This window comes from Halomonas sp. LS-001 (assembly GCF_052983955.1).
Window position 1 is genome coordinate 910875 of record NZ_CM129816.1, and the last position, 22957, is coordinate 933831.

A 22957-nucleotide genomic window follows, 5' to 3' on the forward strand; every position below is an offset into this window, starting at 1 on the left:
ATTGCGAATAGTTAATTGCGAGTAGTTAATTGCGAGTAGTTAATTGCGAGTAGTTAATTGCGAGTAGTTAATTGCGAGTAGTTAATTGCGAGTAGTTAATTGCGAGTAGTTAATTGGGCGCGCGTTAATTATCGAGGGGACGGAATGATGTTGCGTGCCTCGCCAGGCGGAACGCCAAAACGTTGTTTGAAGGCGCGGTAAAACCAGGAGAGGTGGTTAAATCCGGTGTGAAAGGCGATATCACTGACGGATCGTGGTGATGACTGCGGGGTTGTCAGTGCATCAAACGCCATTTGTAAGCGTTGCTCAAGCAGATAGTCGGTAAACGAGGTGCCTTCATTGCTGAATAGCGCGCGAATATAACTGGGCGACACCTGATGCCGTAGCGCCAGGTCCTTCAGACTTAAAGGGGTGCGTGCAAGCAGCTTGATATCGGCCTTGATAGCTTTCAGGCGGGCCTCTCTCAAACCGCCATGCTGAGAGCGAATGCTTGCATCATGGGTAGCGCCCAGCGCCAGGCAGGCGAGATCCATCAGTTGGCTGCTAAGTTGGAGAGATGAATACTCATCCATGGCATCAGCGTGCTGGGTGAGCGCCAGGGCGATGCGGGTGAGATGCTGAAGAGGCTCCCCAGGTGGCAGCAAGCTTTTGGGTAAGTGGTCCAGACCATTAACAAAAGGCGCTAACTGCGCGCGTGAAAACGCTACGCTGAGAAAATTGACCCGCTCGCCATGAAAATCAACGCTGCCGGATTGATGGTTAAGTACGATACGCGCGCGGCCTGGCGTGCAAGCCAGGGTGTCATGTGCCTGCAGGTGGGACAGCCAACCGCCTTGGCCACCAGGGTGAATCAGGAACGTGATGTCATCATTGCCGTCGATGACCTGAGGCGATTTGCGTGCGGCATGCAGCGATGATGCGGTGACATTGGCAATTGACACGCCGGGTAATAGCCTGATGCGCGTCTCGACATGAGGCGTCTGGTTTTTAGGCGCATCAAGCTGCACCTGGGCTATCGCGCTATAGATATCCTGTGCAGCTTCAAGACGTTCACTGGGAGCAAAGTGTTGGGTCGAAAATGTAAAGAAAGCCATGGCAGGTCAGCATGTTAAAAAATGGGTGTCGTTCATCACCGTTGTTATTTAATGATTATTAAAGTTCTTGGGGGTTGATATGTCAAAAATACTATTCCAACGCACCGATGGATGACTTGGAGAAAACAACGTGAACGCGTTAAGTTAAGCCGCTGATGCATTTTGGCTTTTTTGTAAGCTCTTTTTTTTTAGACGTTTTTTCACTCTCCAGGGAATGGCCATGACCTCAATTTCACCGCAGCAGACATTAAAAGCAGTATTCGGGTTTGATGACTTCCGTGGCGGCCAGCAGGCGGTGGTTTCCAGCATTCTGGGTGGTCACTCTGCGGCGGCGATTTTTGCTACCGGAGCCGGGAAATCGCTTTGCTATCAGCTACCGGCGCTGCACCTTCCGCATTTGACTCTGGTGGTGTCGCCGCTTCTGGCGCTGATGCAGGATCAGCTCGCGTTTCTTAAAGCTCACGGTATTCCGGCAGCGAGCATTGATTCCACTCAGGACTTTGAAACCACTCGCGATGTGATGGCGCGTGCCAGAAGCGGCGAGCTGAAAATTCTGATGGTGTCCGTTGAGCGGCTGAAGAACGAACGATTCCGGCATTTTCTGCGTCAGGTTCAACTGTCACTGCTGGTGGTTGATGAAGCGCACTGCCTGTCAGAGTGGGGCCATAACTTCCGCCCGGATTACCTTAAACTCCCTGACTATCAGCGCGAGTTTGCGATTCCCCAGGTGCTATTGCTTACCGCCACTGCAACGCCTGCGGTGATTGCGGATATGCGTGACAAGTTTGCCATCGCGCCGCAACATGTCATTACCACCGGGTTCTATCGGCCCAACCTCGAACTGCTGGTGGCACCTGCGATGGAAAACCGTCAGCAGCAGTTGATCGACTGGCTGAAGCCGCAGATGCTGCCAGGCCATGAAGCTCCCACGATTATTTACGTGACCTTGCAGCAGACTGCCGAGCAGGTCGCCAGTGCGATCAGCGCCCAGGGAATTGCCGCCCAGGCCTACCACGCCGGGCTGGACGCGCAGCGGCGGGATGATATTCAGCGCCAGTTCATGAGCGGCGAGTCGTCCTGTATTGTGGCCACCATTGCCTTTGGCATGGGGATTGATAAAGGCAATATCCGCAACGTCGTGCATTTTGATCTGCCCAAATCGATTGAAAATTACAGCCAGGAAATTGGCCGGGCAGGGCGGGACGGTTTGCCTTCCACCTGTTTGACGCTTGCCGGGCGCGATGGCCTGCGGGTATTGGAAAACTTCGTGTACGGCGACACGCCTGAATATGCGGGCATTGTGCGTCTGCTGGAAGAGATTTCGTCGGCGGGTCAAGCGCCCGGCCGCCAGTGGGAGGTGCTGCTTAATACGCTATCCCGTGACACCAACATCCGCCTGCTGCCGCTGAAAACGCTGCTGGTTCGGCTGGAAATGCACGGCATTATTGCGCCGCGCTTTGCGTTTCTCGCCGAATACCGGCTGCGTTACCATCTTGACCCCGCCGCGTTGGCGAGCCGCTTTGAGGGCGAACGTGCGGCGTTTGTGCGGCTGTTAATCGACAATATTCCTGTTGCACGTACCTGGGGAAGCGTGGATTTCGAACGTCTGCATGCCGCCGGGCAGGCGCAGCAGATTGATGCCTCCCGCGCCCGAGTGATCACGGCACTTGAATACTTTCAGAATAAAGGCTGGCTGACGCTGGAAGGTAAGCGGATGACCGATGTTTATGAAATCTGCCCGCCAGGTTTTTCCATCGAGGGTCTAGCGAACCAGCTGTTTGATGATTGTCTGAAGCGCGAACGCGCCGAGATTGAGCGTCTACAGGCCATGCTGGCGCTGTTTGAATCGGACACCTGCCTGACCCGGCGGCTAGCCGAGCACTTTGGCGACACGACCTTTGATGCGCCTTCAGATACCGACCAGGGCCGGTGCGGCCACTGTTCGGTGTGTCATGGCAAGCCCGTTCAGTTGCCCGACGCACCGCCGTTGGCGCCACTGAGTAAAAGCGATTTTCAGCGCTACGCCACCCCACTGATAGAACGCCACCTTCAGCAGGTGGGCCAGCCACCCAATGCCCAGCGTCTGGCGCACTTTTTGTGTGGCTTGACCATGCCGATATTTACCCCGCTCAAAGCGCGCAGCCTCAATGGTTTCGCGATCTTTGAGCAGCGCTCCTACCCTGAGGTGCGTGAATGGGTGGCGGGGTTTTTAGCGGCGGATTAATCGTTTCTCAACGCTTATATTGCGTGGGGCAGTAGCCGCGAATCACATCCGGTGAGCGTAATGCCTTGTGCTTGGTTGAGCGTCCCGTGACTCGCTGACGCCAGAGCCGAAACGAGGCGGGCTTGAGTTGGTGGCGCATGATCTTGATCACATCAGGTTCGCCTAGTGCGAACAGGGTTTCGATGGCTTCAAACGGGGTGCGGTCCTCCCAGGCCATTTCAATCAGGCGGGATTGTTCGTCTTCCGGTAACCGGCGAAAATGCTTGATGGCCGCAGCGGGCATACCGTTATCTCCTTTACTCTACTGAGTTTCTTTCAGTTAACGCCATTACTGTCTGGTACTGCCTGTTTGGCAGCTAGCAGAGCGCGAAACAGGCCGTTCATCATCACGGGCTCGTCATGACGTATAGTAAAACCCGCATTATGCAGCAGCGGTGTTGCCTGGCGAGTGATGTCAGTGGCCAGTGCTGACGTTACCACATTGCAGGCGCGACGAACCGTGCCTGCGGGATGATCATCCGGCTGGAACTTGTCCATCACGCATAGCTGACCGTCGTCATTCAAAACGCGATGGGCTTCGGTCAGGCCGCGTGCCGGGTCGGGCATGACGGCAATAATCAAGTGCATGATCACCGCGTCAAAATGCCCGTCTGGATAGGCCAGCGCTTCAGCGTCCATGACCTGGCAGGACACATCACGACGCAGCGATTGTGCCCGATGTTGGCTGCGCTTGAGCATTGCGGGGCATAAATCGGTGATGTGCAGCTCGATATCGCTGGGGATAAAAGGGATATCCAGCCCGGTGCCCGCCCCGACAAGCAGAACACGCATTCCCGGTTGCCAGTCAATCTGGCCAAGGGCAATGCGCCTGGGGCGTCGAAAAGCACGTTCAGCGATGGCGTCATACATCGGTGCATACGCCGTGTAACGCAATCGATTCCAATGGGTCGTGTTGAGCATGAGTCGCTCCCCGAACATCGTGCGAGTAGGGCGGGGTCGCCTAACCCTGAGTCATGATTCTAGGCGAAAGTTCGCGTTACACGCCATCGCTGTATTGATAAAGTGAGAGATGACTTTCATCAGATTGTTCTCACGCGGATAGCCATCAGGGTCGCTTCGCATTTAGGGACGCTGACCAAAATATAAGGAGATGCACCGTGAAACTGTCACCTGCCTACCGTCTGGCCGCTACTATCCTGCATGGGTTTGATGAGTACCGCGCACGCTTCAAGGAAATTACCCGTGATGCCAGTCGGCGTTTCTGCGATGCAGCATGGCTCGAGGCTCAGCAAGCCTCGGCAGAGCGTATTAATCTGTATGAAGAAAAGGTGGGTGACACACTGGCGCGCATGAAGCGCACTTTCCCGCATGACATTATGTCGCACTGCGAAAGCTGGCGAGAAGCGCGTATTCATTACGCTGACATGATCAGTCAGCGGCTGGACTATGAACTGGCGGAAACCTTCTTTAATTCGCTGTTCTGCTCGATTTTTCACCACCGCCACATTCGCAACGACTGGATGTTTGTCTACAGTTCCCGTGAGGATGCGGCGCATCATTCAGGCATTGAACTGTGCCGTTGCCTGTCGGTTAATGGCGACTGGCAGGGCGCACTCACATGGGCGCTGGAAGGCGCGGGTTTTCGTAATCCGTTTGCCGATATTGCCGAAGATACCCGACACGGGGCAAATTTCCTGCAGACGCACCTGCCGGACGCGATCCTGAAAGCGGATGATACTCAGATCGAATTGTTGACCCGCGTCTTCTATCGCAACAAAGGGGCCTATCTGGTGGGGCGTATCCTGGGTGGCGGTGAGCAGGTGCCCCTGGTGCTCCCCATATTGCATGAAGAAAAGCATGAGGACGATGCGAGTGAAGACGCTCGCCTGCACCTGGATACGGTACTGATTGAGACCGATGAGGTTTCGATTATCTTTTCGTTTACCCGCGCCTATTTCCAGGTTGATGCGCCGGTGCCTGGCGAGTTTGTTAATTACCTGCAGCAGCTGATGCCTCACAAGCCTGCCGGTGAGCTTTATGCCTCTATCGGCTTTTTCAAACATGGTAAAACAGAGTTCTTCCGGGCCCTGAACCATCAGGTCGCCAAACGCGAAGATCAGTTTATTATTGCCCCTGGGGTACGCGGCATGGTGATGGCAGTGTTTGTATTGCCCTCGTCGAGAACGGTGTTCAAACTCATCAAAGATAAGTTTGACCCAGTCAAAGAAATGAGCCGTGAGGATGTGTGTGAAAAATACCGCTTGGTGAAACGTCATGATCGGGTAGGGCGAATGGCCGATACTCAGGAATTCTCCAACTTTGTTGCCCGGAAGGATCACTTTGACCCTGAGTGTCTTGAGCACCTGCTGGAGGTATGTGCTTCTACGGTGTCTCTGAAAGGCGATAAAGTCATCATCAAGCACTGTTATACCGAGCGTATGATGACGCCGCTGAATATCTATCTGGGAGAATGCAGCGAAGAAGAAACTGTCACGGTACTCAAGGATTACGGCAATGCCATCAAACAGTTGGCCGCGGCCAATATCTTCCCGGGAGATATGCTGCTGAAAAACTTCGGAGTGACCCGTCATGGGCGAGTGATTTTCTACGATTACGATGAAATCTGCTATCTTACCGAGTGTAATTTCCGGCACATTCCCAAGGCAGCTTCCGCAGAAGAAGGGCTTGCCGATGAACCGTGGTTTTCCGTCGGGCCCAATGATATTTTTCCCGAAGAATTCGGTCCTTTCCTGTTTGCTAACCCGAAGCTACGACATCTGTTTCTGCAACTGCATCCGGAGCTTCTGGATGCGAGCTATTGGCAGAAGCTTCAGCAGGCCATTCTGGATGGCCGTGTGATCGACGTGTATCCCTACCGTAACAAGCAGCGTTTTGCCGGTAGCAAAGGCCAGCTAGTCTATTAGTGATGCAACACAAGGCAATGAGGTAACGATGGCAGTACCGCATTTGGTGGTGTTTACAGGGTCGGGGATTAGCGCGGAAAGCGGAATCAAAACCTTTCGCGCCAGTGATGGCTTGTGGGATAACCATCCGGTTGATCAGGTGGCAACGCCTGGTGCCTGGCGGCGCGATCCAGAGCGTGTGCTGGAATTTTACAACCAGCGCCGTGAGCAGATTCGCAAAGCCCGGCCTAACGCGGCGCATAAGGCGCTTGCCGCGTTGGAGCAAGCGGGTTTCAACGTCAGCATCATTACCCAGAATATTGATGACCTGCATGAGCGAGCGGGGTCACGCCATGTGCTGCATTTACATGGTGAGATTCTCAAAGCCCGTTCGACAGTGAATCAGCGTATGCATTATCCGCTGCCCAAAGGCGGTATCAAACTGGGTGATGTGTGTGACATGGGAAGCCAGCTGCGACCGGATGTCGTCTGGTTTGGTGAGTCGGTGCCGCTGTTTCCGGAAGCCTGTGATATTGTCAGCGACGCTGATTTTCTGCTGGTAGTCGGCACCTCGTTGGCGGTAATGCCAGCGGCATCATTGCTCAATTATGTGGGGATGGAAACGCCCTGTGCCGTTGTCGACCCGGAAGCTGACGCACTCAGCCCGCCGGGGGTTCTGGCCATCAATACCAATGCCGGTGAGGGTGTCCCGGCGTTGGTGAACCGCTGGAAGCAGCAGGGAAATCTGCTGTTGCCTTGAAACGTCAGCCTTCCTGTTACTTACCCACTGACATCCACCGCAAGCTCAGCTGCCCGTTCTGCCTGGGCGCGCTGCTGAGCCTGTTGAGTAAGTCGCTCGGTGTGAGTCACTTCATCTTCGCAGGTATCGCGGCGCTCCGGGTGCAGCCCCAGTTTGGCAAATAGCGCGCGGTCGCGGTCTGCCTGAGGGTTGCCAGTGGTTAGCAGTTTGTCGCCGTAGAAGATCGAGTTGGCTCCTGCCAGAAATGCCAGCGCTTGGGTCGATTCGCTCATCTGCTCGCGGCCAGCGGAAAGCCGCACATGGCTCTGCGGCATCATGATACGTGCCACAGCGATGGCGCGGATAAACTCAAGCGGGTCCAGGTCTTCGACGTTCTCAAGCGGCGTCCCCGGCACTTTGACCAGCATATTGATGGGCACGGATTCTGGATGCGGCAACAGCTTGGCCAATTGCTGTAACAGCGCGCTGCGGTCTTGCGCGCCTTCGCCCATGCCTAAAATACCGCCGGAGCAGACTTTCATGCCCGCTTCACGCACGGTGGCCAGCGTGTCCAGGCGGTCGCTAAAGGTACGGGTGGTGATAATTTCACCGTAAAAGTCAGGGGAGGTATCCAGATTATGGTTGTAGTAATCCAGCCCGGCCGCCGCCAAACGGTTCGCTTGGTTGCCGTCGACCATGCCTAGCGTCATGCAGGTTTCCAGCCCCAACGCTTTCACTTGGCGAACCATCTCTTCGACCAGTAGTAAATCTTTGTCTCGTGGGCTGCGCCAGGCCGCGCCCATACAGAAACGGCTAGCCCCGGCTTCCCTGGCCGCCTTGGCTTGGGCAACCACTTTCTCAATTTCCAGCAGCTTCTCTTTTTCGAGCTGAGTATTGTAGTGGCCGGACTGGGGGCAATACTTGCAGTCTTCCGGACACGCCCCCGTTTTAATTGATAGCAGGGTAGAGACCTGCACCGCGTTAGCGTCAAAGTGAGCGCGATGTACTTGCTGGGCTTTAAACAGCAGGTCGTTGAAGGGCAGTGCGAATAACGCATTGATCTCTTCCAGCGTCCAGTCGTGGCGCGGGGCGTCGGCATTGAAAGCAGAGGTGGTCACGGGTAAACCTTTTTTCTTTTGAAAGTTGACAAGACTCTAGCGGCGTTACACTTTTGGTGTCAACTAGTGAAAGTGTTCTGGTTTACAGATAGTGGGTTTAAAGGTGACTGGTTTATAGATGATTGGTTTATAGATAATTGGTTTAGAGAGGCAGAATTCGTCATGATGGTCGGGCTGCTTTATACTCTGCGCCCTTTCTTAAGCACGCTTTCTTAAGCACGCTTTCTCAAACCCTTTCTAATCGTTGGAGCACGGATGTCTGATGTTACGTCACATCACCCTGAGTCGGCTTCATTGACCGACAATGACCCGGCGACGGGGCATCCGCGTCCACCTCGGCGTGAATTTAAAGCACGGGGCAGTTTTGTCACGCGTTGCCAAGGGTGCAATCTTCCCGAGCTTAACTGCTTGTGCCCTTACCAGGTGAAAGCCGATAGCACCGCCCAGGTGTGGCTGTTGACTCACCCTATCGAGCACTACAAACCGACCAATACGGGGCGGTTAATTGGTGATGTGTTGACGCAAACCAAGGTATTTACCTGGTATCGCACCGCGCCGGACAAAGAACTTGCGGCACTCCTTGAAGATCCGCGCTACGCGCCTTTTGTGATCTTCCCGGATGACCAGCCCGACTACGCAGACCGGGTGGTAGACATTAATGCCGTACACACAGCGAAGCGGCAGGCGCGCATTCCGGTGTTTGTGATTTTAGATGGCACCTGGCGTCAAGCGCGGCGGATGTTCCGTAAGAGCCCCTACCTGGATGCGCTGCCCGTACTGCCGCTGCGCACCGAGCGGGAAACCCGCTATCGGCTGCGCAAACCGGCCTCGAAAGCACACCTGTGCACGGCAGAAGTCGCCATTGAATTGCTGCGCCAAAGTGGCGATGAAAATGCCGCTGACGTGCTGGACGATTACTTTGATGTATTTAACGATAGCTACGCCGAGAGCCGTTACTATCGCAAAATTGCGCAACCAACCGCTGCCATGCAGCGGCTGTTAGATAGGCAAGTAGAGGATAACGGCTAAATTATGCAGTACCGCTACCGAATAGCGTACCGGCAATTCTGAATCCGGCTATCCAGGTGCCAGCAGCAGAGCCGAGCGTCGCCATGATAAAGACCAGCAGGGTGCGCGATACGCGGTTTTTCCACCAGCCTTTTAGCTCGGTCACATCATGACGTAGTGTGGAAAAATCGCGCACCTTGGGTTTGCGCATATAAAGCTCTACCCCGGCAGCGACAAAGCCAGCGCCAATGGTGGGGTTAAGTGAGGTCAGCGGGGCGGCAAAGAAGGTCGCTATCACGGTCACCGGATGGGCCAGGGCCGCAATGGTTGCCCCGCCGGATAAAATCCCGTTGATTAAAAACCACTCCAGCACCAGCTGCCAGCCAAGATCGGTATTGCGGGAAAAGCCGATGGCAAAACCGGTGAGCACCAGAGCGGTAATCAACCAGGGAAGCGCTTTCCAGAGCTTGCTGGACGGCGGTGAGTGCTCCAGCGATTCGCGCTCGGTTCGTGGCTCTTCGGGCAGCGGGGCTTCCAGATGTTCTCCTGTGCCTTTGAGATGGCCTGCCCCGAGAATCACCAGCACATTCTGGTAGCGACCGGGAGGCGCTTCCTCCGCCAGGCGCAGCGCCATATAACGGTCGCGCTCACGGATCAAAGGCGTATAAAGCGCTTCCGACTGAGCGGCAAACTCACTGAAAGTGGCTTCCAGCATGTCGCCTTCCTTGAGCTTTTCAATATCTTCCTTGGAAATATCCTGGCGTGACAGGACGCTGCCCAGCAAGCCGGAAAATAAAGAAAAGCGCTGCCACCATGGCACATTGCGATATATCCGCTTCAGCGTGATGCCGACATCACGGTCAACCAGCAGCAGGGGGAGTTCGCGGCGTTGTGCTTCTTCTACGGCTGCTCGCATTTCAGCGCCGGGTTCGATACCGGACTGCTCGGCAATTCGCTGCTGAAAAGCCCCCAGCGCCAGGCTGGCCGCGACCATGCCAGCCTTGCCTTGCTTGAAGACCTGAAAAAGATCCTGCTCGCCCATCGCATCAGGGTTGGCCATATTATGATGGCGGGCATCGCATAGCTCGATGGCAACGGCATCAAAGATGCCGGTGTCAATTAACTGACGGACATCCTGCGCGCTTTCTGCAGAGACGTGTGCCGTACCTAATAACGTATAACGGGTGTTGCCAACCTGCAGGGTTTTCAGTGGCCCGCTGGTGGCGGGCAGCACGGGTGAGGCTTTGTCTGGATGATTCATGCACAACTCTCAGTGAGTGAAATCGGTAAAATAAACATGACGGGGAAGATAACGGCAAAAGGTGACCGTGATTCATCGCCAACTCGCTAACGGCGCCAGAAGGCTGGGGTAAACAGCACAAGGATGGTGAAAATTTCAAGACGGCCAAGCAGCATGGCGAGCACCAGGATCCATTTGGCGAGCGCAGGGATATTGCCGTAGTGGCCGCTGGCTTCCCCTAATGCGGGGCCAAGGTTGTTCAGCGCTGACCCAACGGTCGACCAGGCGGTAATCTGGTCAACGCCGGTCGCCATCACGCCGACCAGCATCAGGAAGAACAGCAACACATAGGCAGAGAAAAACCCCCAGACAGCCTGGGCAATGCTGTCCGGTACACTGACCTTGCCGACTTTGACGGCAATCACCGCATTGGGGTGGATCAGACGCATGACTTCACGCATCCCTTGCTTGATGATCAGAATAATGCGGATAACTTTCATGCCACCGCCGGTAGAGCCAGAACACCCGCCGACAAACGCGGCCACAAACAGCAGAAAAGGCAGGGCGCCAGGCCAGACGGAGAAGTCGGCCACTGCAAAGCCTGCGGTGGTAGCCACGGAAACCACTTCGAATAGCCCGTGGCGCAGGCCAGGCAGGGTATCGTAAGTGCCGGTGAACCATAGCGATATCACGGTCACCGTGATAAGCCCGAGCAGGAAGAGAAATAGAAAACGTGCTTCCGGGTCCTGGAAATAATGGCTGAGGGATTTTTCCCGCCAGGCCATGAAGTGAAGGCTGAAACTCAGCGCGGAAATCAGCATGAAGGCTACGCAAATCAACTCAATAGCGGCGTTGTCAAAGTGCCCGATGCTGGCATCGTAGGTAGAAAAACCACCAATCGCCACGGTCGAGAAACTATGCCCCAAGGCATCAAACCAATGCATGCCTGCGGCCATGTAGGCAATCATGCAGGTCAGCGTGAGTGAGGCATAGATATACCACAAGGCTTTGGCGGTTTCGGTGATCCGTGGGGTCAGCTTGGAATCTTTCAGCGGCCCGGGGATTTCAGTGCGGTAAAGGGCCATGCCACCGACCCCGAGGGTGGGCAGAATAGCGACCGCAAGCACCACAATCCCCATGCCGCCCAGCCACTGTAGCTGTTGGCGATAATAGCGAATGGATTCAGGCAGGAAATCAATGCCGGTAATCACGGTGGCGCCGGTGGTGGTGAGCCCCGAAAAGGATTCAAAGACGGCGTCGGTGATCGATAGTGCGCCTTCCCCGAACATCATCAGCGGGAGTGAACCGAACAGCGCCAGTACCGTCCAGAACATGGCGGCGATAATGAAACCATCGCGAATACGCAGTTCCTTTCGGGCATTTCGATTGGGGAGAAAGAGTATCAATCCAGTGATCACCGTGATGGCGATGCCGATAAGAAAGGCATCCCAGACACCGTCGCGAAACCACAAGGAAATCAGAATAGGCGGTAGCATGGTCAGGCTGAACAGCATCAGCAGCAGCCCTAATATCCGCAGGATCACCCTTAGGCTCATAGTAAGCGTTAACTCCGTTTGAAAGCCCGGGGGCGCCTCAGAAGAACGTCAGGCCGACCTGGAACAGGCGTTCCACGTCGCGTATGCGGCGTTTGTCGATGACAAACAGAATAACGTGATCACCGGATTCTACAACGACATTGTCGTGGGCAATCATTACTTCCTTACCTCGCACGATAGCGCCGATGGTGGTGCTTTCGGGCAAGTCGATATCACCAATCGCACGGCCGACAACACGCGAAGACTGCTTGTCGCCGTGGGCAATGGCTTCGATCGCTTCCGCGGCACCACGGCGTAGCGAGTGCACATTGACAATATCGCCGCGCCGAACGTGGGTCAGCAGGCTGCCGATAGTTGCCTGCTGCGGTGAGATCGCGATATCTATATCCCCCCCTTGCACCAGGTCGACATAGGCCGCGTTGTTGATCAGCGTGAGCACTTTTTTGGCGCCTAAACGCTTGGCCAGCAGTGATGACATGATATTGACTTCATCATCGTTGGTCAGCGCACAGAAAATATCGCATTCTTCGATATTTTCTTCTTCCAGTAAGCGCTTGCTGGTGGCACTGCCATGCAGCACCACGGTCCTGTCCAGGCGTTCTGACAGCGTGGTACAGCGTTCGAGACTGTGTTCGATAACCTTGACCTGATGACTGTGCTCCAGATGTTCTGCCAGGCGCTCACCAATATTTCCGCCACCGGCGATAACGACCCGTCGAAAATCCCGTTCGACACGGCGCAGCTCGCTCATTACCGCGCGGATATCTCGGCGCGCAGCAATGAAGAAGACTTCGTCTTCGGCTTCAACCACTGTGTTTCCGCGGGGAATGATGGGCCGATTTTGGCGGTAAATAGCCGCAACACGTGTATCCACATTGGGCATGTGGCGGCGCAGAAAGGCCAGGTCCTGCCCCACCAGTGGGCCGCCGTAAAAAGCCTTGACGGCCACCAGCTGTACCAGGCCACCGGCAAACTCAAGCACCTGCAGGGCACCCGGGTGCTCGATAAGGCGCCGCACGTGGTCGGTGACGACCTGCTCGGGGCTGATCAGAACATCGATAGGAATCGCTTCGTGGGCAAATAGCCCTTTACGGGTCAGGTAAGCCGTCGCCCGGACGCGGGCAATCTTGGTGGGCGTGCGAAAGAGGGTATGGGCGACCTGGCAGGCAATCATGTTGATTTCATCCGCGCTGGTCACGGCAATCAGCATGTCGGCATCTTCACACCCTGCCTGGCGCAATACCATCGGGTAAGACCCCGGGCCTGTCACCGTACGAATATCCAGCTTGGTGTGCAGCTCGCGCAGCTTATCCGCATCGGTATCGATAACGGTAATGTCGTTTTCTTCCCGTGCGAGATGTTCTGCCAGCGTGCCGCCAACCTGGCCAGCACCGAGAATAATGATTTTCATAGGTTGCCGTTATCTCAATGCGCATACGCTGCGCTGCAATAGAAAGCGGCGGCTAGTGTAGAACAGCCGCCGCTAAAATGCAGGATCACATCATTCTAATGTAAAGCCGACCTTGATGGTGACCTGCCAGTGGGCAACCTGGCCATCTTCGATATGCCCACGGGTGTCGGTGATTTCCATCCATCGCAGGTTCTTTACACTTTCAGAAGCCTTGGAGAGGGCGTTCTGTACGGCATCCTCGATGCCGACAGGTGATGATCCGGTCAACTCGATATGTTTATAGGTGTGATGGCTCATGCATGACTCCTTAAAAGTCGTTGATTTACCACATTGCCGGTGCTGCGTTGGCTTCGAAGATATCGAAGAGCTAAAAAAATCAACATTCAGGCCACCGGGCGCTTTTCCAGTCTGGCATAAAAAAAGCCGTCATGGCTGTCGGGCTGCGGAAAAAGCTGTCTTCCTGCGCCGCTTTCAATTCCCCAGGCGACATCACGCGGCGTGGTGACGAACGCATCCGGGGTGCGTTGCAGAAAGCTTTCGATCTGATGCGCGTTTTCTTCCGGCAGAACCGAGCAGGTTGCATATAGCAGGGTACCGCCTGGGTTCAGCAATGGCCACAGGTTATCCAGTAGGCGCGTCTGGAGTTTCGCCAGTTGGCGAATGTCATCCTTGCGACGCAGTTTCTTGATATCTGGATGACGGCGGATAACGCCCGTGCCTGAGCAGGGCGCATCCAGCAGGATGGCATCAAAATGGGTGCCTTGCCACCACTGCTGGTCGGTCGCATCGCCATGATGCAGATCGGCTTTTAAACCGAGCCGACTGAGTGTGTCTTCGACGCGGGCGAGGCGTTCGTTATCGCTGTCAACGGCGGACAGGGCAATATCAAACTGTTCCAGCAGATGGGCCGTTTTGCCGCCCGGCGCACAACACGCATCCAGAACGTGAGCGCCCGGGCGTGGGGCGAGCGTTGGCCCCAGCAGGGCAGCGCTGATTTGTGCGGCTTCGTCCTGAACGCTGACATCACCGCTATCAAAGCCCGGCAGGATGCTGACATCACACGGCGCGGTCAGCGTAATGCCATCCGGTGCGTGCGGGCAGAGATGGCTGGCGAGTCCTTGCTCGTTGAGCTTGGCAAGATACGCTTCACGATCGTTATGGCGTTGATTGACCCGCAGTGTCATCGGGCCAGGCTGATTGTTGGCCGCGACAATAGCTTGCCAGTGATCCGGCCAGGCATTTTGAAGTGCCGAAAACAGCCAGAGAGGGTGCGCAAGTGCTACATGGGGTTCACGATCAACCTTTTCCTCAAGAGCCTCAGACTCGCGCTGCAGGCGTCTCAGGCAGCCATTGAGCACCCGCGTTGCCCATTCCTTGCCCAGCAGACGCGCAGCACCCGCTGTCTCACCAACGGCCGCATGCGCAGGAATACGCATATAAAGTAGCTGATAGATGCCGATCAGTAACAACGCCTGAATGTCCTGGTCGCGTTTTTTCAGTGGCTGTTTGAGCAACTGGCTGGCTAACGCTTCCAGGCGCGGTAGACGCCGACAGGTACCAAAACACAGTTCTTTGAGCAGGCCGCGGTCACGAGCTACCACGCAGTGTTCATCCAGCCCCGCCAGCGACCCCTTATCGATGAGGATGGGCAGCAATGCGCGGGCAGCCGCTGCGCGGACTTCCTGGCCGTTGGCGCTTTGATTGGGCGCGGAAGATGTCATGAAGTGCCTCCGGGCAGCGCTTGCCCCAGCACGTTGCCAGGCGCCAGCAGGCGATGCCTGGCGTTAAGCAGTTCGCGTGCGGGCAGGGCTTTGCCACCGGGTAATTGTGCGTGAAAGACGTTGAGTATGTCGCTTCCATCGGCGCCACAGGCAATGCGTAGATGATCCGCGCCTGGCGCCAACAGCGTGCCGGGGAGTGCCTGGCCCGTTGGATTGTCATCGGCACTGGCCATCAGCAGGCGCAGACGTTGATCGCCTGCTGCACACCAGGCAACCGGCCAGGGGTTGAACGCGCGAATTTTAGCGGCCAGCACAGCGGCTGACTGAGTGAAGTCAAGCTCCGCTTCTGCCTTGCTGAGCTTTGCCGCATAGGTCACGCCTTCGTCAGGCTGAGGCGTGGCGTGCGCATGGCCGTTTGCCAGGGCATCCAGCGTCTCAACCAGCAGGCCAGCCCCCAGTGTTGCCAGGCTATCGTGCAATTCGCCGCCGGTTGTGGTGGCGGTAATCGGGGTGCGCGCCTCACTGAGCACCGCGCCGGTATCCAGCCCGGCATCCATCTGCATGATGGCAACGCCAGATTCACTGTCACCGGCTTCGATCGCGCGCTGGACCGGAGCAGCGCCGCGCCAGCGGGGCAGAAGTGAACCATGCACGTTAACGCAGCCAAGGCGGGGAATATCCAGAACGGCCTGCGGCAGGAGCAGGCCATAGGCGACCACTACCATGATATCGGCCTGACACTCCGCCAATTCCGCCTGAGCGTCAGGCGCTTTCAGCGAACCGGGCTGATAAACCGTCAGCCCGTTATCCAATGCCAGCTGTTTGACGGGGCTGGGAGTGAGCTTTCGCCCTCGTCCTGCCGGGCGGTCAGGCTGGGTATAGACCCCCACCACCTGATGTGAGCTTTCCAGCAGCGCCGCCAGACTGGTGGCAGCAAAATCAGGCGTTCCGGCAAATACGATGCGCAGTGATGACATCAATCAGGCACCCTGTATCTGTTTATGGCGCTTCTGCATTTTCTTGGCAACGCGATCGCGCTTCAGCGGTGAAAGGTAATCCACGAAGAGCACGCCTTCCAGGTGATCCAGCTCATGCTGGATACAGTGTGCCAGCAGGCCGTCAGCGTCCAGCTCGTAAGGCTTGCCATCACGGTCAAGAGCGCTGAGTCTGACCTTGAGGTAGCGGGGTACCTCGGCATAGTACTCGGGAATGGAAAGGCACCCTTCGGATAAGAAATCTTTCTCATCGCCGATCGGGGTATAGCTTGGGTTGATCAGAACCAGCGGCTGACCGCTATCATCGCTGACATCCATTACCACAACGCGGCGGTGTACATCCACCTGGGTAGCGGCAAGGCCAATACCACGGGCGTCGTACATGGTTTCCAGCATGTCATCAACCAGTTGACGGACGTCGTCGTCCACCTGATCAACCACCGCTGCCTTGGTACGCAGCCGCTCATCGGGGAATTCTAGAATTACAAGTTTAGCCATAGCGTTACAATTACCGTTATGCTGGATCTCTGGATTGAACATGCCACGGTTAAGCACCAGCTGGCGATGTTCGATTTGCTTGCTACTATAGCATGCCAATAATCACGGAGCATGGGGCGCTATGATCGTGTTGGATAAATCAGGAGCATCAGGGTGAAGCCGCATAGTCATAACCTTTATAAGCATGACGGCACGCGTGTCGAAAACCGCACTGACCGACGTGAAAAGCACCGTGGTTATGTGACGCCGAGTCGTCAGGCAAAGCGCGGGCTGTTCGGTGTGCTGGGTATGCTTGGCATCGTTTTCGGGCTAGCTGTCGCGATGCCGACTCAGGCATGGGAGCGACTGCGTGATGATGCACCCTCAACCTATACCGTCAAAGCCGGCGATACGCTGTGGGATATTGCCGGTGAATTTCTGCATGCGCCCTGGCAGTGGCAGGCGGTGTGGCGTGCCAATCCACAGATCAATAACCCGCATCTTATCTATCCCGGAGACCACCTGCGCCTGAGAGATTGTCAGGGGGGGCCGTGTATTGTGCTTGAACGCGGCCAGCAGGAGGTCAAGCTGTCTCCTAAGATACGCACGCTGCCTCACCGGGAAGCAATTACCCCGTTGCCGTTGAGTGCCGTTAGCGCGTTTTTACGTGATCATCGTATTGTTGATGACCTGGCATCGCCGGATGAGCTGGCCTATGTGGTGGGCGCGGATAACCAGCGCCTGATCAGTGGTGCCGGTGACCTGATTTTTGTGCGTGCCAGCGTTGCTGATGCGGGTGACCAGCGCATTGTGCGAGGCGAGCCGGTTGGAATCTATCGCCGTGGCGAGCCCTATTCAAGCGCCACCGGTGAGCCGCTTGGGCAGGAGTTGATCAAGATCGGTGAAGCTTATGCCGCACGTCGCGAAGGTGAAATTATCCAGCTTGATGTGCGCCAGGCCAATCAGGAGATACGTAACGGTGACCTGATCCTGCCGCAGGAAGAAACGCATCTGGCTGAAAACTTTATGCCACGGGCCCCGCAGGCAGCGTTATCCGGCAGGATTCTGGCCGTGCCGGGTGGCGTACGTTTTATTGGCCGCCTGCAAGTTGTAGCGATCGACCTGGGGACACAGGATGGCCTGCAATCGGGGCATGTGTTGCGCATTGATCAAGCCGGTGAAAGAGTCAATGACCCGCGTACTCAAGAAGTGCTGCAGATGCCCTCGGAAGAAGCGGGATTGCTGATGGTCTTCAAACCTTATGATCACGTCAGCTATGCGCTGGTCATGGAAGCGTCACGCACCTTGTCGGTGGGGGATCAGGTACGTACGCCACGCTGAAACGTCAGCAGGCTCTAGGGTCTTCTGACGTTTCATCACGAACCGCGTTGCTGCATCAAAATGTGCCAGACAAGGCGCGGAACGCAGTTAAGGGTAGTTCCCTTCTCAAGTTTCGCAACGCAGTATGGTGCATTTTGAAGCGCAACCCGAAGGGCTGGGTCAGTTTTTATCCGCTGCGGCGTTAGTCGTCGTTCATTTGGAGTTACCAAACGTCTCTCCTCCTGCCTTGCCCCGAATAAAAACTGACACCAGCGCGGCCGTGAATGAAACGTCAGCAGACCCTAATATGAACTCAAGGAAGATCGTGTTAATGACAAGGAGGTGTCATGCAAGCTACCGAGTGGTTGGTGCTGAATGCTTTGCCGGGGCTGGGCGCGCAGCGGATTGCCAAACTGGCTCAACAGGCGCCCGAATGGCCTCAAGGTTGGCTGGCGTTGTTGCCGAGCCAGGCGGCATCTGAACTGCGCTTATGGCTGGATCACCCCACCCGAAGCCCGTTGCAAACCCTGGTCGAACAAAACCTGGCTTGGGAGGCATCAAGCCCGCAGCGCATGCTTTTGTATCGTGGCCACCCCTTGTGGCCTGCGTTACTGAATGAGATTGCCGATCCACCAGCGGTTTTGTGGGCGCAGGGTGACCTTGGCGCGCTCGCGTTGCCTGGGCTTGCGATGGTGGGGACCCGTCATCCGACCTCCGAAGGTGCGCAGAATGCCCAGGCGTTTGCCCGTGATTTTGCAAATCGTGGCTGGTGTGTTGTCAGCGGTATGGCGCTGGGCGTTGACGGCCTGGCTCAGCGAGCCGCCCTGGAAGCAGGCGGTGCCTCCATTGCCGTGCTGGCGAGTGGTATAGATGTGATCTACCCTGCTCGTCATCGTGACCTCTACCAACGTTTGAGTGAGATGCCAGGAGGTCTGGTATTGGCAGAACACCCATTAGGGACTCAGGCGAGGCCCGCCTTTTTTCCGCGTCGCAATCGTATCGTAACCGGGCTTTCCCTGGGGACACTCGTGGTGGAGGCCGCTGAGAAAAGCGGCTCGCTGGTGAGCGCACGGCTGACGCTTGAGCAGGGGCGAGAGCTGTTTGCCATTCCAAGCTCTGTCCATAACCTGCAAGCCCATGGCTGCCTCCATCTGTTACGTAATGGGGCCACCCTGGCTCGCAGTAGCAGCGATATTCTGGATGAACTCCAGCATTGGGCAGAGACCTTTATGCCACCGGTGCCGATTGAGACAGATCAGGGCGAATCGGCTGCTTCCGGCCACTTTCCCGCTCAGCCATCACTCCCTGTGAGTTCCGCAGAAGAGGTGATTCCCGATGAGCTATTGCGCGAGCTGAGTGAAACGCCAACCCCGATTGACCGACTGGTACAACTGGCGGACATATCCGTGGGAGAGTGTCAGCAGCGCCTTTTAATGCTGGAATTGGAGGGGTGGGTCGAGCAACGTTCAGGGGGATGGGTGCGAGTACCACGGCCATGATAGGATATTATTAGTGTGTTTTTACCTGCCCAACTTACTCACCAGGTGAGTTCATGAGGAAAGTTCATGAGGAGAATTCATGTCGATGGCGCCTGATATACCTTCAGCGGTGCACGCTCTGCGTAAAGGGCAATTAGTCGCATGCCCCACAGAAGCGGTTTGGGGGTTGAGTTGCGACCCGGATAATGACGAGGCACTGGCACACCTGATGCGCCTTAAACAGCGTGATCCGGCGAAAGGGGTCATTGTGGTCGCCGCTTCGATAGACCAGTTGCAGCCTTGGCTAGCGGGTCTTCCGATGGAGTTGCACGCGCCGCTGGTGGCGAGCTGGCCAGGGCCCAATACCTGGCTGGTGCCTGATAATGGGCGCAGTCATGCATTGGTGCGTGGGGCTCATCAGCGTGTGGCATTGCGTGTCACCGCGCATCCAGTGATGAAAGCGCTGTGCACGGCCTTTGGCGGGCCTTTGGTCTCAACGTCGGCGAACCATGCGGGCGAGCCTGCTGCCATGTCATCTGATGAAGTGAAGGCGCTGTTTGGCGACGAGTTGGGAGCCATCGTCGAGGGCGCGCTTGGCGATAGTCCGCGCCCCAGTACCATTCGCGATCTGGTTAGCGGTGACGTCTTGCGCGTCTAGCGTTCAATCGTGATCGTTGTTTTTCAAATCAATCACAAAACGTGAGGAGCATCTCTTGGCTCACGAGCACCTGGATGATGTTAAACGTTACCTGCAGGATCTGCAGGATCGGCTATGCGAAGGGCTGGCCAGGGTGGATGGCCAGGCCGAGTTCAAAGAAGAAAGCTGGGTTCGTGAAGAAGGCGGGGGTGGTCGTTCCCGAGTGATTGAAAACGGCGCTGTGTTTGAGAAAGGCGGCGTTAACTATTCCCATGTCTATGGCACAGAACTGCCTCCGTCAGCCACTGCCGCCCGGCCAGAACTATCGGGCCGGGCGTTCCATGCCGTTGGCGTCTCCTGGGTATTGCATCCGAAAAATCCACATGTGCCGACCAGCCACGGAAACGTACGTTTCTTTATTGCCGAAAAAGCCGGCGAGCCGCCCGTCTGGTGGTTTGGTGGAGGCTATGACCTCACCCCTTTTTATCCGGTAGTGGAAGATGTCTTGCATTGGCATCAGGTAGCGCAGGCAGCCTGCCAGCCGTTTGGCGATGACGTTTATCCGCGCTATAAAAAGTGGTGCGATGACTACTTTTACCTGAAACATCGCAACGAGACCCGAGGCGTGGGCGGTCTTTTCTTTGATGACCTGAATACCGGCGGGTTTGAGCACTGCTTCGCGTTTCAGCGTGCCGTGGGGGACAGTTTTCTGAGCGCGTATGTCCCGATTGTTGAACGTCGTTGGGAGGATGACTGGAGTGAGCAGGAGCGCGAATTCCAACTTTATCGGCGTGGACGCTACGTGGAGTTCAATCTGGTCTGGGACAGAGGCACACTGTTTGGATTGCAAAGCGGTGGTCGAACAGAATCCATTCTGATGTCGATGCCGCCACTGGCCCGTTGGGAGTATGGCTATACACCCGCGCCTGGGAGTCCTGAGGCGCGCTTGACTGACGAATTCCTTCGCCCGCGTGACTGGCTGGGTGATTTCCCCGTTAATCCATAAGATCAGGAGTCTCATGATGACGGATCGCTATGCCGTGTTCGGCAACCCGGTAACCCACTCAAAATCACCGATGATTCATGCGGAATTTGCGCATCAAACGGGAGAATCCCTGGATTATTCGGCGATAGAAGCACCGCTTGATGGCTTTGCTGACGCTTGGCAGGCCTTTACGGCGCAAGGCGGGCGAGGGGCCAATGTCACTGTGCCCTTTAAAGGTGAGGCGGTGGCACTTTGCGATACGTTAAGCCATCGTGCACAGCGAGCCAACGCGGTGAACACGCTGATCGTGGGCGGTAACGGGCGCCTTTACGGCGATACCACCGATGGCGTTGGCCTGGTGCGAGACCTGGCCTATCACCGTGTTGCCCTGGAAGGTAAGCGCATCCTAGTGGTGGGTGCCGGTGGCGCAGTACGGGGTGTTTTAGAACCCCTGTTAGCCGCTTCACCCAGTGAGCTTTTTATCGCGAATCGTACCGCCGATAAAGCCTTTTCACTGGCTAGCGACTTTGCCGATCTGGGGCGGGTTGCTGGCGGTGGCTTTGAGGCGGTCGAGGGGCAATTTGATGTCGTGATTAACGGCACCAGTGCAAGCCTCGGTGGTGATGTGCCGCCCTTGCCAGAAGACGTTTTTGCCAAGGGGGCATGGGCCTACGATATGATGTATGACGTAGATCCGACCGTTTTTCTGCGCTGGGCTGGCCCGCGTGGGGCACGCTTATTGGATGGGTTGGGGATGCTGGTTGAGCAGGCTGCGGAATCCTTCTTTTTGTGGCGCAATGTCCGCCCGGATACCACGCCTGTTCGAGAGGCGCTGCGACAGTCGCTTAACTATTAGCCGCTTGCCAGCCATTGCCCGTCGATTGAATTGACGGGCAATGGCGTTCTTAAAGCATGGCGTTATTAAAACAGTCTAACGCCGCTTTTTATAAAATCCGACCATGGTTAACACAAGCCCAAACACCGACACCAGCATTCCACCGTTGACCAGCAGTGGCGCACGCTCAACCCATGGCACAAAGGGTTGAGGTGTTTCACGGCATGCCTCTAGCAGGTAGTTCCAGTATCCGCCTTCCAATTGGCACGTACGAACGTCATTGAGCTCCCAGAAATAGACACCCATCAGTATCATGAGTGGCAAAATCAGTAGTAACAATCCGAGGCGAATCATAGCGTTCCTAATGTCGATGAAAAATGATCGTACTTACGGGCGCGGGCAGTTGGGAGTCCGACCTTGCTGCCTGGCTTGCTGATAAATTGCCATTGGGCCTTGCATGTTGGCACTCAGCTCATCGATACGTTGATCGTGGCTTGGGTGGGTCGACATCCAGGCGGGCGGCTGGCCGCCGCTGGAGGCTTGTCGCATGTTGTCCCACAGGGCGGTGCTTTCACGTGGGTCAAAACCTGCTCTGGCCATCAGTTCCAGGCCAATGATGTCGGCTTCGCTCTCATGTTTACGCGAGAAGGGCAGGATGATGCCATACTCAGCCCCCATGCCGAGCACCCCCATTAATTGCTGGCCACCGGGCGTTTGCATGCCTGAAGTGCTGGAAAGTATCGATAGCCCCATCTGCGTGGCACTCTTGGTTGAGGCACGTTCGTTGGCATGGCGGGCCAGTACGTGGCCAATCTCATGGCCAATAACCGAGGCCAGCTGATCCTGATTGACGGCAACGTTGAGCATGCCGCTGTTAACGCCCATATAGCCGCCGGGCAGGGCGAAAGCGTTGGGTTGTTCAGACTCGAATACCTTGGCCTGCCAGTTGATTTGCTGCTGTTCCGCGGGGAGTTCTGCCACAATCGCCTGAGTAATGCACTGAACATAACGCTGACTGGCAGCGCCGGCTGCTGGAAGATCGGACTGGTACTGGCTGAATGCCTGCTGGCCCATCTGGTTAAGCTGATCTTCCGATAATAGCAGTAACTGCGAACGACCAGTGGGTGATGTTGAGCACGCAGCCAGCGAAGCGCACAGGGTGCCAATGGCGAGTAAGTTAATCCAACGCATAAACATGTCCTTGTAGCGAAAACGG

General features: G+C 56.1%; 22 protein-coding genes. 9 read left to right on the plus strand and 13 right to left on the minus strand.

The features are described 5' to 3' along the window. Nucleotides 1-128 precede the first annotated feature (128 nt). Nucleotides 129-1094, minus strand: coding sequence for a helix-turn-helix transcriptional regulator (locus ACU6TU_RS03935; RefSeq protein ID WP_447143281.1), 966 nt, complete (start codon nt 1092-1094; stop codon nt 129-131). Nucleotides 1095-1314: 220 nt separating this feature from the next. Between ACU6TU_RS03935 and ACU6TU_RS03940 the strand changes: the two genes are divergently transcribed. Next, nucleotides 1315-3318 (plus strand): RecQ family ATP-dependent DNA helicase, encoded by a 2004-nt coding sequence (locus ACU6TU_RS03940; protein ID WP_447143282.1) that lies wholly within the window; start codon nt 1315-1317, stop codon nt 3316-3318. A gap of 7 nt (nt 3319-3325) precedes the next feature. Here the strand turns inward: ACU6TU_RS03940 and ACU6TU_RS03945 are convergent, their stop codons facing one another. Further along, nucleotides 3326-3601 (minus strand): TIGR03643 family protein, encoded by a 276-nt coding sequence (locus tag ACU6TU_RS03945; protein WP_447143283.1) that lies wholly within the window; start codon nt 3599-3601, stop codon nt 3326-3328. Between the two features lie 32 nt (nt 3602-3633). Further along, entirely contained in the window at nt 3634-4278 is a 645-nt protein-coding gene (locus ACU6TU_RS03950; RefSeq protein ID WP_447143284.1) for a class I SAM-dependent methyltransferase, read from the minus strand. Nucleotides 4279-4475: 197 nt separating this feature from the next. Here ACU6TU_RS03950 and aceK point away from each other — a divergent pair, with 197 nt between their 5' ends. Further along, entirely contained in the window at nt 4476-6242 is a 1767-nt protein-coding gene (gene aceK, locus ACU6TU_RS03955; protein ID WP_447143285.1) for a bifunctional isocitrate dehydrogenase kinase/phosphatase, read from the plus strand. Between the two features lie 28 nt (nt 6243-6270). Beyond that, nucleotides 6271-6981 carry an SIR2 family NAD-dependent protein deacylase gene (locus tag ACU6TU_RS03960; protein WP_447143286.1) on the plus strand — a complete coding sequence of 237 codons (711 nt, stop codon included), beginning with the start codon at nt 6271-6273 and terminating at the stop codon, nt 6979-6981. Between the two features lie 20 nt (nt 6982-7001). On the opposite strand, the gene bioB is transcribed toward ACU6TU_RS03960, so the two are convergent. Continuing rightward, the gene (bioB, locus tag ACU6TU_RS03965; protein ID WP_447143287.1) at nt 7002-8078 is read right to left on the minus strand and encodes a biotin synthase BioB; all 1077 of its coding nucleotides are present in this window, start codon (nt 8076-8078) and stop codon (nt 7002-7004) included. 255 nt (nt 8079-8333) lie between these two features. Between bioB and ACU6TU_RS03970 the strand changes: the two genes are divergently transcribed. Then, nucleotides 8334-9107: a tRNA-uridine aminocarboxypropyltransferase gene (locus tag ACU6TU_RS03970; protein ID WP_447143288.1), complete on the plus strand. Its 774-nt coding sequence runs from the start codon at nt 8334-8336 to the stop codon at nt 9105-9107. Nucleotide 9108: 1 nt separating this feature from the next. On the opposite strand, the gene ACU6TU_RS03975 is transcribed toward ACU6TU_RS03970, so the two are convergent. The 7 genes from ACU6TU_RS03975 to def form a co-directional block, all read right to left on the minus strand. Then, a complete protein-coding gene (locus ACU6TU_RS03975) occupies nt 9109-10347 on the minus strand; it encodes a TraB/GumN family protein (RefSeq protein WP_447143289.1) in 1239 nt (412 codons plus the stop codon). Nucleotides 10348-10433: 86 nt separating this feature from the next. Further along, nucleotides 10434-11882 (minus strand): TrkH family potassium uptake protein, encoded by a 1449-nt coding sequence (locus ACU6TU_RS03980; protein WP_447143290.1) that lies wholly within the window; start codon nt 11880-11882, stop codon nt 10434-10436. Between the two features lie 37 nt (nt 11883-11919). Beyond that, entirely contained in the window at nt 11920-13293 is a 1374-nt protein-coding gene (gene trkA, locus ACU6TU_RS03985; protein WP_447143291.1) for a Trk system potassium transporter TrkA, read from the minus strand. 90 nt (nt 13294-13383) lie between these two features. Beyond that, complete coding sequence (locus ACU6TU_RS03990) at nt 13384-13590, minus strand: dodecin (protein ID WP_447143292.1); 207 nt, start codon at nt 13588-13590, stop codon at nt 13384-13386. An 86-nt stretch (nt 13591-13676) separates the two neighbouring features. Continuing rightward, nucleotides 13677-15014: a 16S rRNA (cytosine(967)-C(5))-methyltransferase RsmB gene (rsmB, locus tag ACU6TU_RS03995; RefSeq protein ID WP_447143293.1), complete on the minus strand. Its 1338-nt coding sequence runs from the start codon at nt 15012-15014 to the stop codon at nt 13677-13679. Then, nucleotides 15011-15991: a methionyl-tRNA formyltransferase gene (gene fmt / locus ACU6TU_RS04000; RefSeq protein ID WP_447143294.1), complete on the minus strand. Its 981-nt coding sequence runs from the start codon at nt 15989-15991 to the stop codon at nt 15011-15013. Before fmt ends, rsmB begins: the two co-directional genes overlap by 4 nt. Nucleotides 15992-15994: 3 nt before the next feature. Further along, on the minus strand, nt 15995-16507 hold the full coding sequence (gene def / locus ACU6TU_RS04005; RefSeq protein ID WP_447143295.1) for a peptide deformylase: 513 nt from the start codon (nt 16505-16507) through the stop codon (nt 15995-15997). Between the two features lie 288 nt (nt 16508-16795). Here def and ACU6TU_RS04010 point away from each other — a divergent pair, with 288 nt between their 5' ends. The 5 genes from ACU6TU_RS04010 to aroE all read left to right on the plus strand — a co-directional run bounded on the left by ACU6TU_RS04010 (nt 16796) and on the right by aroE (nt 21762). Next, a complete protein-coding gene (locus ACU6TU_RS04010; protein WP_447144175.1) occupies nt 16796-17827 on the plus strand; it encodes a LysM peptidoglycan-binding domain-containing protein in 1032 nt (343 codons plus the stop codon). A 326-nt stretch (nt 17828-18153) separates the two neighbouring features. Continuing rightward, nucleotides 18154-19305, plus strand: a complete 1152-nt coding sequence (dprA, locus tag ACU6TU_RS04015) for a DNA-processing protein DprA (RefSeq protein ID WP_447143296.1) — start codon at nt 18154-18156, stop codon at nt 19303-19305. Nucleotides 19306-19384: 79 nt separating this feature from the next. Then, entirely contained in the window at nt 19385-19942 is a 558-nt protein-coding gene (locus ACU6TU_RS04020) for an L-threonylcarbamoyladenylate synthase (protein WP_447143297.1), read from the plus strand. Between the two features lie 55 nt (nt 19943-19997). Then, the gene (gene hemF / locus ACU6TU_RS04025; protein WP_447143298.1) at nt 19998-20927 is read left to right on the plus strand and encodes an oxygen-dependent coproporphyrinogen oxidase; all 930 of its coding nucleotides are present in this window, start codon (nt 19998-20000) and stop codon (nt 20925-20927) included. A 16-nt stretch (nt 20928-20943) separates the two neighbouring features. Further along, nucleotides 20944-21762 carry a shikimate dehydrogenase gene (aroE, locus tag ACU6TU_RS04030; protein WP_447144176.1) on the plus strand — a complete coding sequence of 273 codons (819 nt, stop codon included), beginning with the start codon at nt 20944-20946 and terminating at the stop codon, nt 21760-21762. Nucleotides 21763-21837: 75 nt separating this feature from the next. On the opposite strand, the gene ACU6TU_RS04035 is transcribed toward aroE, so the two are convergent. Both ACU6TU_RS04035 and ACU6TU_RS04040 read right to left on the minus strand, forming a co-directional pair. Next, nucleotides 21838-22095, minus strand: coding sequence for a hypothetical protein (locus ACU6TU_RS04035; RefSeq protein ID WP_447143299.1), 258 nt, complete (start codon nt 22093-22095; stop codon nt 21838-21840). A 33-nt stretch (nt 22096-22128) separates the two neighbouring features. Beyond that, nucleotides 22129-22932: a M48 family metallopeptidase gene (locus ACU6TU_RS04040; RefSeq protein WP_447143300.1), complete on the minus strand. Its 804-nt coding sequence runs from the start codon at nt 22930-22932 to the stop codon at nt 22129-22131. Nucleotides 22933-22957: the final 25 nt, after the last annotated feature.